The following is an 11,792-nucleotide window of genomic DNA, read 5'->3' as shown; positions in this document are numbered from 1 at the left end:
ACCTCCGCCTTAGCCGTAAACCGGCGCGAAGACGGCATCCGCCGGGCGCGGTTTGCCGTTGTGCCAGTAGGGCGACAGCGCGCGCAGCCGGTCAATAATCGGCGGCAGCATGGTGACGACATAATCGATCTCTTTCTCACGGGTGTAGCGCGAGAGGGAAAAACGGATGGTGCCGTGGGCCGCGGTATAGGGGATATTCATCGCCCGCATGACGTGGGAGGGTTCCAGCGAACCTGACGTACAGGCGCTGCCGCTGGAGGCGGCGATCCCGGCCTGGTTGAGCAGCAGGAGAATGGCTTCGCCTTCAATAAACTCAAAGGCCAGATTCACCGTGCCGGGCACCCGCGGTTGGCTACCGCCCATCACCATCACCGACGGCACGCTGGCCAGCAGGCGCTGCTCGAGGCTATCGCGTAGCTGGCCGATATGCGTCATGCCCGGCAGGTGAAGACTCGCCAGCTCGCAGGCCGCGCCCATACCCACGATTCCGCTGATATTTTCCGTCCCGGCCCGCCGACCGTACTCCTGATGACCGCCGCGCAGCAGCGGGCGAAAGCGCGTTCCCCGCCGTAGATAGAGGCAGCCGACTCCTTTCGGCCCGTGGAACTTATGCGCCGAGCAGGAGAGCATATCGATGCCGGTCTGGCCCACCGCAATCGGTATTTTCCCCGCCGCCTGCACCGCATCGCAGTGAAACAGCGCACCTTGTTCGTGGGCCAGCTCCGCCATTTCGACGACCGGGAAAAGCACCCCGGTTTCGTTATTCGCCCACATGACGCTGACCAGCGCGACGCGCGGGCCGAGCGCCGCGCGGTACTGTGCCATGTCCAGCGCCCCCGCGCTATCCACCGCGATGCGATGAATCAGATAGCCCTGGCGCTCGAGGTGCTCGCAGGCCGCCAGCGTCGCCGGATGTTCGACCGCGCTGGTGATAATTTCGCGCCGTTCCGGCAGCAGGGCGATTGCCGAGGCGATGGCGGTGGCGGAGGCTTCGGTGGCGCAGGAGGTAAAGATTATCTCGCTGGGATACTCCGCGCCCAGCAACGCCGCTGCCTGCTGATGCGCGCGCTCCAGCGCCGCCTGGGCCGGAATGCCGAAATCATGTATCGACGAGGGGTTGCCGTAAAAATCGGTCAAAAAGGGCATCATCGCTTCCAGAACCATCGGGTCCAGACGGGTGGTGGCGTTATTATCGAGATAAACCTGTTTCATCTTGTCCCCCTTGGGTCAGTTAACCGCGGCTCAGGCCGCCACCACTTCCATATAACAGCCGGTACGTTCCATCAGTTTTTGCTGCAGCCAGGCCAGGGTCATATCGGTCATCATGCAGCCGCTACAGCTGCCGGAGAGACTGACGGTCACCTGGTGGTTGGCGACGCTGAGCAGCGACATATCGCCGCCGTCGGCCTGAATATGCGGGCGCAGTTCAGCGATGGTCTCGACGACGCTCTGCCAGTGCGGATCTTTGCCGCTGGCCGCGGCAGGCGGCGTCTGCGGCTGCTGGGCGAGGATCTCCGCCAGTGCCAGCTCGATTTTTTCATGGCAGGAGGTACAGCCGCCGCCCGCTTTGGTGTAGTTGATCACCTCTGTAAGGGTGGTCAGGCCGTTATTCAGTACCGCGCGGCGAATATGCCCTTCATCGACGCCGAAGCATTTGCAGATAAGCTTGCCTTCGTCATGTTCTTCCTCAAGGCTTTCGCCGCGAAAGTTAGCGATCGCCGCGCGCAGAGCCTCCTGGCCCATCACCGAGCAGTGCATCTTCTCCGGCGGCAGTCCGTCAAGATAGTCGGCAATCTGCTGGTTAGTTATCTGCCCGGCTTCGGTCAGGGTATGGCCGATAATCAGCTCCGTCAGCGCGGAAGAGGAGGCGATGGCGCTGCCGCAGCCGAAGGTCTGGAAGCCCGCTTCCTCGATGACTTCGCTTTGCGGGTCAACCCGCAGCATCAGGCGCAGCGCATCGCCGCAGCTTAACGAACCCACATCGCCTACCGCGTTGGCGTTGTCCACCACGCGCGCGTTGCGGGGATTAAAGAAATGGTCTTTCACTTTCTCGGAGTAATTCCACATGCTGTCAGCTCCAGGGATGATGACGGAAAACGCCGGGGCGCGGTTCACCGCAGGAGTGCGGCGGTAATGATGAACTAGCAAATGCAATACCAGGGGGTAAAATTAATTATTTTCAATTGGTTATGTTTTTAACCTGACAAGACTCGCCCGACAGTGTCGCGATGTTTTGTGGGCTTTGTCACAGAAACGACACGACTAATGCCGCGAATCCAGATCCTCATGCCACTCCTGTTCCTGAAGCAGACGGGCAAAGCGATCCGGGTCGCGCTGACGTGTGCTTTTACGCTGCTCTTTGTCGTACCAGTAGAGCTGGATCTCCTGCAGTAAGCCGACGATGGTGGTGTCGGCCGGGACGCGTTCGGCACGCACGCCGACCTGCAACAGCTGGCGAAAAACCGCCTCGCCGATCGCTACGCAAAACAGCGTGACGCAATCCTCAAGGGCGTGGATCCTCCGGGCTATTTTCTCCGCCTGATGGCCGTTTTCGACCGAGAAATCCACCACCCGGATCAGCGTGACCCGATCTGCCCTGACGCCGTACACCACCAGCCGCGGCGTGGCGCCAAAATGCTGATCGACATGACGATAATCGGAACTGGCGAAGGCGACCTTCATAGACCAGTCATCGGAATGGACCATCTCAAACTGACGGTTAATCGGCGGCATATGCGCCTCCTGTGGAGAGTGACGATTCTGTGCTCTGGCGCAGCGGCGATCGGTAGCGGGCGAGGTGGTGATGGCGCTCGCGCAGCAGATTCGCCAGCTCAAACAGCGTATCGCGCATTCCGCAATACCCCTGGCGTACCCGGCGAAATTCGCCGAGCTTGTCAAAGACAGGAAACCCCGTGCGCACCAGCGGCAGCGCGAACTGCTCCGCCAGGTCGCAGGCGTGCGAGTTGGCCACCAGCAGGTCGGCGGGATGGGCGCACAGCAGGGTTTGCAGATCCTCCAGATCCCCAGGCACCACGCGTTCGACCGGCAGCTGGCGCAGGCTGGGGTGGCTGGTGGGAGCGACCAGCGGGCCGGGTTGCATCCCCTGGCTATTGGCGAAATCACACCACGCCGCCAACAGATCACCTTCCGCTGCTATCGCCATGCGCCGGCCCTGGAGCCACATATGGCAATCGATCATCGCATCCTGCAGCTGGCCGCGCTGGCGTTCCAGCCACTCGGGAACGCCGCGACCGGAAATTTTCGCCAGCTGATGGATAAAAGTGTCGCAGCGTTCGAGGGTCATCAGATGCGGCAGGGAAATAACCTCCCCCCGGCAGCGCTGGGCCAGCAGCGTCGACGCGCGATGCACAGAGACGCCAATGGCGACGCTGCACAGACTTTGCCCCATTTGCTCTATCTGGCGCAGCGGCGTTCCGCCCTGGGTCAGCGGCGAAAAATCCCCCGCCGCCAGGTGCCCATCCATCGATTGCGCCAGGTCCGGCAGAATTATCGGCTGCAGGCCAAAGGCTTCAACGCAGCGGCGCAGCCATTCGATATCGCCCGGCGAGCAGAGGTGACTGACCAGCAGGTTGACCCGGCGGTTACGCGCAGCGGGGCGCGGCGCTGGCGCCACCCATTGTTCAATAATGCTCTCCAGCACCGCGCTGAAGCCGTTTTCCATGGAGCCATAAAAATCCGGGGTGTTAACCGTCAATATCGCCACCCCCTTGTGGCGGGGATACTCTTCGCGAAACTGGCGAACCACGCGGGAGAGATCGCTGCCCTGGGCTTCAGACAGCCCGGTGCTGAGCAGTACGATAGCCTGCGGATTATTGCGCTGGCACAGGGTATCCAGGGCGGTAAAAATATTGCCATCCGCGCCCATAATCGTCGAGGTGGGGTCCATCGCCGTCGACTGCAGGGGAACCGGGTCGTGGAAATGTTGAATAAAAAAGACTTTGGCGAAGGCGCTACAACCCTGGGCGCCGTGGACCAGGGGGATACTGTGGGCGATCCCGAGGCTTGCGAGGATCGCGCCGAGCGGCTGGCCGGTTTTGATCGGGCTGACCGCCAGCGGTTTATTGGTGCGGAAGATGTCTGCCATGGTTTACTCCTGGTGCCAGGGGGCGCGGGAATGGGTTTGTGGCCAGATCGGGCTGTTGATGGTCTGACAGAGCTGGCGGGCGAGGGTGACGATGCCCTGATAGCCGGCGTAGGCGTGCTCGCGCTCCTGATTAATATCGAGAAACGGCAGCCGGGCTTTATAGGCGGTGTACATATTGCGTCCGCCGGCGATCAGCAGATCGGCCTGATAGCGATACACCACGTCCAGCAGGATGCGGGCGTTACCTTCCTCCAGCATCACCGCCTCGTCGCCCATCAGCTCGCGGATCCGCTGTTTATCCTCTTCGGTGGATTTACGCGTGCCGGTTGCCACCACGGTCATACCCAAATCCTGCAGCGCCGATACCACCGACCAGGATTTCACCCCGCCGGTATAGAGCAGCGCTTTGCGGCCGCGCAACTGTTCGCGCCACGGTTGTAGCGCCAGTTCTGCCGCCTGCTCCTCCCGCGCAATCAGCGCTTCGGTGCGGTGGCGCAGGTCGTCATCGCCGAGCAGCGCCGCCAGCTGACGCAGGGCGTCGGAGGTGGCGCGAATCCCGTAAAAGCTGCCCTCGAACCACGGCGTGCCGTAGCGCAGCTCCAGCGCTCTGGCGACGTTAATTAACGCCCGCGAGCAGACCAGCATATTGGCCTGCGCCCGGTGCATGGTCTGGATCTCGGTAAAACGGCCATCGCCGGAGAGGCTGCCGAGCACGCGGATCCCCAGTTCATCGAGCAGCGGCTGAATATGCCAGAACTCGCCGGCAATATTGAACTCGCCAATCAGGCCAATATCGTGACGCTGTTGTGGCGCAAACGGCGAGGTTTCCGGCCAGGGGGCCGGTTCGCGCTGGCCGATGACCCGGTTCACCATGACTTCGCCCGCCAGCCGGTTGCCGAGATTTTTACTGCCGTAAAAACCGGCGGCATCAATAGCGATAACCGGTACGCCGGTAGCGGTCTGCGCGGCCTGGCATACCGCTTCCAGGTCATCGCCCTCCATGGCCGGGACGCAGGTGTTGTAGATAAAGACCGCCGCCGGATGATAGCGGGTGACAATATGGCGCACGGCGTGAAACAGGCGGCGTTCGCCGCGGCCCATGATCACATCCTGTTCGTTGAGATCGGTGGTGAACCCGAGTCGGTTAAGGGTGGGCCCGGAGCTGATGCTGCCGCGGTTATCCCAGGAGCTTCCGGCGCAGCCGATGGGGCCATGGACCAGATGCGCCACGTCGGCAATGGGCAGCAGGGTTATCTGCGCGCCGTCGAACGCGCAGCCGCCGGCGGTGGCACCGGGTTTGGGCGCGCTGCAGCCGGATTTTTGTTTATGGTTGTGTTCACAGGCCGGTTCATCCAGCAGCGCCAGAATCTCATTTCCCTTCATAGTGACCTCATTGACGATGGGGGGATGAGGGGAGGATGCAATTCGCGCTCCATAAGCGGAACCTTGATTTTTAAAGAAAAGATGTTGTTGGTTTTGCGACAAAGGTAACAATCGGACAATGTAGCTACTGGGTTAAAAAGGAGGGAGAATGCACGATGTATCGGTCCGTAACGTGTTTTGACGCCATTGCCATTAAGGGGGAGGCGTCGGGCTGCATTCATCCTGGCAACTCCTGTGGCTTTATGCATGGCGCCGCTTAGCTAAAGGCCCGGAGTCATGCCACAAGTCTGGCGCTGATCGCGAAAAGCGCCTGATGAGGTGGCTTCTGTTTGCTTATAATTGAAATGAAAATCGTTCTCAATTAAAGTGTGATAAAAATCACTCAATGTGGAAGCCTGAGAACCTGATATGTCCGCCATCGATGCCTCATTTTCATCGGAAATCGATCAATTATACCTGCATCATCACAGCTGGTTGCGAGGGATTCTGCGTAAACGGTTAGGCAACTTTAGCGATGCCGCCGATCTGGCCCACGATGTCTTTATCCAGCTGCTACTGAAACCCCGAAGTTTTGACAGCAACGAAGGCGCGAGGGCCTATTTGAGCGTGATGGCGCACGGTATGTGCGTCGATCTGTGGCGGCGAAAAGAATTAGAAAAAGCGTGGCTTAACACATTGCAGCTCCATGCGGGCACCATCGTGATTTCCACCGAACATAAAGTGTTGATCCTCGAAACGTTGTATCAGATTGACGCCATGCTGCGCAGCCTGTCGGAAAAAGTGCGCGCCGCTTTTATTATGTCGCAGCTCCAGGGGATGACTTACGCACAAATCGCGTTGGCCTTACAGGTTTCCGAACGAATGGTGAAGAAGTATATGGCGCAAGCGATGCTCCACTGCGTGTTACTGGAAGCGGAACTGAGCGATGCCACGGCATATGATCCCTCTGCGGCTCCCCGTTAACGCCGCTATGCCAAACGCCTTCGTCCATAAACCCGGTTATCAGGCGCTGCAGCAAGCCGCAGACTGGTATGCGCAGCTGCTTGAGGCCGAACCGCAGGCTGAAATCCATCTGCGCTGGCGCGCCTGGCTGGAGGCCAGCGAAGAACACCGCCATGCCTGGCGCTATGTGCAGACCGTCAGCCAGCGTTTTCAGCCGCTAAGTGGCGGACTTGCATCCGCCGCCGCCGATACCCTGCTGCGACCTTCCACGGTTATGGGACGGCGACGCGTACTGAAACTGACCGCGTTGTTTGCTTCCGGCACGCTGCTTTCATGGCTAACTTACCGCCATACGCCACTGCGGGAATCGCTGCTTGCCGCCAGCGCGGACTACCGCAGCACCACCGGCGAAATAAAGCAGCTGACGCTGCAAGATGGTACGCGGCTCTGGCTGAACACCGCCAGTGCCGTTGATGTGCGCTATGATGAACGGCGTCGGCAAATTATCCTGCTGTCAGGTGACCTGTTAATCGATACCGCCCGCGATTCGCGACCCTTTTTTGTCTCAAGCGCTCAGGGCCGGATGCAGGCATTGGGTACCCGTTTCAGTGTCGAGCAACAGGAAGGTCTGACTCATCTGGCGGTTTACAACGGTACGGTGGAAGTTTCTGCGCAACGTGGGCACGTTTTGCGCCGGGTGAATGCCGGTCAGCAACTGGGGTTTGATCGGGACGGCAAGGGCGAGCTGTTAGCCAATGCGTTCCCTGACGCCGATTGGGCGCAAGGCATATTGCAAGCGAATAACGTTCCGCTGGGCGAGATCATCAGGCGTCTGGCGCGCTACCGCCGCGGCTATCTGGCCTGCGATCTGGATGTTGCCGATCTGCGGGTGATGGGCGCTTTCCCGTTGACCGATACCGACAAGTCGCTGGCGATGCTGGCGCGCGTTTTTCCTGTCCGTATCCATCGGCGTTTCTCCTGGTGGGTGACGGTGGAAAAGCGCTGAACACAAATTTTTTTATTTTTCAGGTTCCCTTTTTGCCTTTCTCCTTCGATTCACCAGAAAACCTCCTTGTTTTTCTCTCTGGGTAGAAGGTAAATCGGTATGTCGCTGACATCATTAATCTCATTATCCGGCGCAAGCCGAACCCCCGTCTCACTCGCCGTTGCCATCCGGTTGTTACTGTGTGGTACACCGCTGCTGGTCGCTCCTGGTTTGGTGCAGGCGAATAGTCCTGCATCGCACGCCTACGCCATTCCGGCCGGACCGTTGAACCAGCAGCTTAGCCAGTTTGCCGCCCAGTCAGGGGTGTATCTGGCAGGGGACGCCAGCCTGGCGACCGGCAGCGGCGCGGCATTGACGGGCAACTATGGCGTAGAAGAGGGGTTCGGCATTTTGCTGGCCGGCAGCGGCCTGCAGGCAGTGCGCCAGCCCAACGGCTCCTACCTGTTAGGAGCCGTTCCTGAGGGTGATGAGATGGTGGTGCTGGCGACTGTCGATCAGAATGGCGTCACTGAAGGCTCCGGCTCCTACACCACGCGCAATATGAGTACCGCCACGCCGCTGAATCTGTCGCCACGCGAAACCCCGCAGTCGGTGAGCGTGATGACGCGGCAGCGCATGAACGACCAGAATATGACCTCGCTGGACGAGGCGATGGGGCAGACTACCGGGGTTAACGTCGTCAATCAGAATGGTTTTCAGGTGAAATACGAATCGCGCGCGTTCGTGATGGACAACATCAAGGAAGATGGCGTCAACACCTCCACCCAAAGCAGCGTGATGAACTCTTTTCAGGCGTCGAGCGAATCGCCCGATATGGCGATTTATGATCGAGTGGAGATCCTGCGAGGCGCGTCAGGCCTGACGCAGGGAAGCGGCGAGCCGGGCGGTACGGTTAATCTGGTGCGTAAGAAGCCCACCTATCAATTTCAGGGTTCCGGCAGCGTCAGCGCGGGAAGCTGGGACAACTACCGCGGCGAAATGGACATCTCCGGACCGTTAAATGATGATGCCAGCCTGCGCGGCCGCGTGGTTGGCGTTTATCAGAACAAGCAAAGCTTCGTGGACTATCTTCACAACGAACGCAATGTGCTGTATGGCGTACTGGCCTACGACCTGACACCCGACACCGTTGTGACGACGGGTCTCAACTGGCAGAAGACCCGCTCGGTGCCTGATATCTATGGCGTGCCGTTCGCTAGCGACAAGAGCAGTCTGCATCTGCCGCGAAGTACCTATCTGGGGGCCAGCTGGAACCGCATCAACTTCGAAAAAATCAATCCGTTCGTCGAGTTTGAACACATATTTACCAACGACTGGATGCTGAAAAGCGCCCTCAACTACACCCACTCCCGCTCCGATGGCCGGTACATCAGCGCATGGGGCAACGGTACGACGGGGGTCGATCCGGCCGTCGGCACCGGTAGACTCAACAATAATCTGCGCTACGACAACAAGGGCGAACAGTGGGGCTACAACCTGAGCATGAGCGGCCCGTTCGCGTTACTGGGACGCAGCCACGAACTGGTGTTCGGCGGGGATTACCAGAAAGAGAATTTCGACAACCAGTTTGGCAGGATAGCGAATACCTCCACGGTCGATATCTTCAACTGGCAGCCGAACACCGTGGCTGAACCCGACTGGTCGAATCCCGGTCTTTACAATAGCCGCTACAACGAACGTTACAACGTATATCAGCGCTGGCTGTTCGCCACGACACGCCTGGAGCTGGCGAATGACTGGAAGCTTATCCTGGGTGGCCGTTACAGCGCTTATAGCTATGACTACTACTATGACAACCACCGCAATAGCGCCTCCAGCGAGCATAGCCGCCTGCATGTGCGCGATAAATTCGTGCCCTACGCTGGCCTGCTGTGGGATTTCGCCGACAACTACACCTGGTATGTCAGCTATACGGATATCTACAAGCCGCAAAGCGAACGGGACCGCAATAACACCATTCTGCCCGCCATCACCGGCGTCAACTATGAAACAGGGGTGAAAGGCGAATTCCTGAATGGCAGTCTGAACACTTCGCTGGCGCTGTTTCGCATCATTCAGTCCAACCGCGCGTTTTCCGAGGCGGACAGCTCTGTATGTATCGATTCCGACAGCGGCTGCTACAGCGCTGAAGGCAAGGTTCGCAGTCAGGGCCTGGAACTGGAAATCGCCGGTAAACTCGCCGAAGGCTGGCAGATACAGTCAGGCTATACGCTGACCAACAGCAAATATCTTGAGGCGACAGAAAGTCAGAAAGCCGCTGGATTCAGTCCGCGTACGCCGAAGCATATGTTCAAGCTTTACAGCAGCTACACGCTGCCTGGCGCGTTAAACCAATGGACCATCGGTGCTGGCCTGACGGCGCAGACCGCCACGGCAACCTACATTAACCGGGCTTACGGACTGTCTCAGGGTGGGTACACTCTGCTGAACGCTAACGTGAACTACCGCTATAGCGATAATTTGAGCTTTAACCTGGTGGGCAACAACCTGACTGACAAGGTCTATTACCGCAATCTGATCAACCGCCACCTCGGCGCCAACAACTTTTACGGCGATCCGCGCAACTTTATGCTGACGGCGAAATATACGTTTTGATCGCCGGTTCTCTCTCGACGGAATGCGGTCTGCCATTGGCAGGCCGCTGGTTTGATGCCTGATGCAGACACTTAAACGTTTTTATCAACTGATTTCCCCTTTCTGGTTTGTTCGCAGCGCAGCCCTTCACTGGCTTTTATTCCTGACCATCGTCGGCCTGACGCTATCTGTTGTGGGCATTAGCGTTTTGTATAACAACTGGAGTAAAGATTTTTATGATGCGCTGGCCGATTATTTTCAGCACGCCAGCGTGGCGACATTAGCGCTGCGCTATGCGGGATACACCATGCTATTCGTATTGACTATCGCCTGCGGCAACTGGCTGAAAAAGCTGTTGCTCATTCGTTGTCGTCGGGACATGGCGCAGCGTTTCGAGCAGATGTGGCTGATGGGCAGCGCCCACTATCGGCTCAGTATGACAGGCGAGCCAGATAATCCGGATCAGCGTATTACCGAAGACATTAAGCTGCTGATTGAGCAGAGTCTGGAATTATTGCTTTCCCTGGTAAAAAATATCGGCCGCCTGTTTTCGTTCATCGCGATTCTCTGGCAACTGTCCGGCGTACACACACTGCACATCAGCAACGGTTACGCCGTGACTATCCACGGCTATCTGGTGTGGATAGCGCTGGGCTATGCGGCAGTGAGCAGCGTACTGGCCCATCTGTTTGGCCGCCGTTTACACGGACTCAACGTCGCGCAACAGCGCGCTGAAGCGGACTACCGCGCCACGCTTTTGCGGGTACGGGAACATGGCGAGTCAATCGCTTTCTATCGCGGGGAAGAGACCGAGAAAATGCGAATGCAGCAATGTTTCCTGGCCATCGCCAGAAACTGGCGCCGCCTGATGGGACAGGAGTTCCGGCTGGACACCTTTACCACGCTCTACTTCCGCTTTAGTCTGATGATCCCGGTATTCGCCGTTCTGCCGCTTTATTTGTCGCGTTTGGTCTCTCTGGGAGCGATCATGCAGGCCAGGGCCGCCTTCGGCTACGTGCTGGACGCCTTTGGCTGGTTCATCGACTCCTATCGCCAGTTGGCGCGCTGGTCCGCTACCGTTGAGCGGCTGTGGGAATTCCAGCGCAGCCTGCAATGTTTACCGGCATCGCCGGCAATTCCCTGCGCAGGCGATGCCCTGAACATCTCCAGGCTTACTGTACGCCACTGCGATGGTTCAGCATTATTTCCCCCCTTTACCGCCTCCCTCTCGCCGGGGGAGTGGGCCATACTCTCGGCCCCCAGCGGGAGCGGCAAGACCACGCTGCTGCGTACGCTGACTGGTCTATGGCCTGCCGCATCGGGCCAATGGAGTCTTCCTGCGGGAGACATACTGTTCCTGCCGCAGAAAGCCTATTTGCCACAGGATACGCTGCGTCGCGTGCTGAGCTACCCGCTGGCGCAAACGCCGGATACGCCGCAGCTACGCCATGTGTTGACGCTGGTCGGTCTGCCAGCACTCTACGTTCGCCTGGATGAGGCACATGACTGGAGTCGGATATTATCAGGCGGCGAGCAGCAGCGTCTGGCGCTGGCCCGGGCCCTTTTATTACGGCCTGCGCTTTTGTGCCTGGACGAGGCGACCAGCCATCTGGACGACGCGGCCGCGATTGACCTGCTCGGGCTGTTGCAACAGGCGCTGCCAGAGACGATAGTACTGGCCATCAGCCACCAACCTGCGGTCTTCGAACTCTTTGAACATCATTGGGTGTTAGCGCCGCGGCACTAGCATCGGGTATGTGCCAGACCAGCCCTCAGACAATG

The 11,792-nt window shown here is 58.9% G+C and carries 9 protein-coding genes; 4 read left to right on the top strand and 5 right to left on the bottom strand.

Annotated features, from left to right (window positions below; translation table 11 throughout):
- Positions 1-9 precede the first annotated feature (9 nt).
- The 5 genes from nifS to nifE form a co-directional block, all read right to left on the bottom strand.
- Complete coding sequence (gene nifS, locus Electrica_RS16370; protein WP_131048380.1) at positions 10-1,212, bottom strand: cysteine desulfurase NifS; 1,203 nt, start codon at positions 1,210-1,212, stop codon at positions 10-12.
- Positions 1,213-1,242: 30 nt separating this feature from the next.
- The gene (nifU, locus tag Electrica_RS16365) at positions 1,243-2,067 is read right to left on the bottom strand and encodes a Fe-S cluster assembly protein NifU (RefSeq protein WP_141964972.1); all 825 of its coding nucleotides are present in this window, start codon (positions 2,065-2,067) and stop codon (positions 1,243-1,245) included.
- A gap of 195 nt (positions 2,068-2,262) precedes the next feature.
- Complete coding sequence (locus Electrica_RS16360) at positions 2,263-2,733, bottom strand: NifB/NifX family molybdenum-iron cluster-binding protein (protein ID WP_141964971.1); 471 nt, start codon at positions 2,731-2,733, stop codon at positions 2,263-2,265.
- Positions 2,720-4,105, bottom strand: coding sequence for a nitrogenase iron-molybdenum cofactor biosynthesis protein NifN (gene nifN, locus Electrica_RS16355; RefSeq protein ID WP_141964970.1), 1,386 nt, complete (start codon positions 4,103-4,105; stop codon positions 2,720-2,722). Before nifN ends, Electrica_RS16360 begins: the two co-directional genes overlap by 14 nt.
- 3 nt (positions 4,106-4,108) lie before the next feature.
- Entirely contained in the window at positions 4,109-5,488 is a 1,380-nt protein-coding gene (nifE, locus tag Electrica_RS16350; RefSeq protein ID WP_141964969.1) for a nitrogenase iron-molybdenum cofactor biosynthesis protein NifE, read from the bottom strand.
- Positions 5,489-5,896: 408 nt separating this feature from the next.
- On the opposite strand from nifE, the gene Electrica_RS16345 reads away from it, so the two are divergent.
- The 4 genes from Electrica_RS16345 to Electrica_RS16330 all read left to right on the top strand — a co-directional run bounded on the left by Electrica_RS16345 (position 5,897) and on the right by Electrica_RS16330 (position 11,757).
- A complete protein-coding gene (locus Electrica_RS16345) occupies positions 5,897-6,451 on the top strand; it encodes a sigma-70 family RNA polymerase sigma factor (protein WP_141964968.1) in 555 nt (184 codons plus the stop codon).
- Complete coding sequence (locus Electrica_RS16340; RefSeq protein WP_228267377.1) at positions 6,414-7,436, top strand: FecR domain-containing protein; 1,023 nt, start codon at positions 6,414-6,416, stop codon at positions 7,434-7,436. The genes Electrica_RS16345 and Electrica_RS16340 overlap by 38 nt, the downstream gene beginning before the upstream one ends.
- A gap of 99 nt (positions 7,437-7,535) precedes the next feature.
- Positions 7,536-10,031, top strand: coding sequence for a TonB-dependent siderophore receptor (locus tag Electrica_RS16335; RefSeq protein WP_141964967.1), 2,496 nt, complete (start codon positions 7,536-7,538; stop codon positions 10,029-10,031).
- 61 nt (positions 10,032-10,092) lie between these two features.
- The gene (locus Electrica_RS16330; protein ID WP_141964966.1) at positions 10,093-11,757 is read left to right on the top strand and encodes an ABC transporter ATP-binding protein/permease; all 1,665 of its coding nucleotides are present in this window, start codon (positions 10,093-10,095) and stop codon (positions 11,755-11,757) included.
- Positions 11,758-11,792 lie beyond the last annotated feature (35 nt).

The sequence above is a fragment of the Klebsiella electrica genome, assembly GCF_006711645.1.
In the GTDB taxonomy this organism is placed as follows: Bacteria; Pseudomonadota; Gammaproteobacteria; order Enterobacterales; family Enterobacteriaceae; genus Klebsiella; species Klebsiella electrica.
The sequence above is the reverse complement of the archived record's forward strand: the minus strand, read 5'-3'. Positions and strand labels throughout refer to the sequence as shown.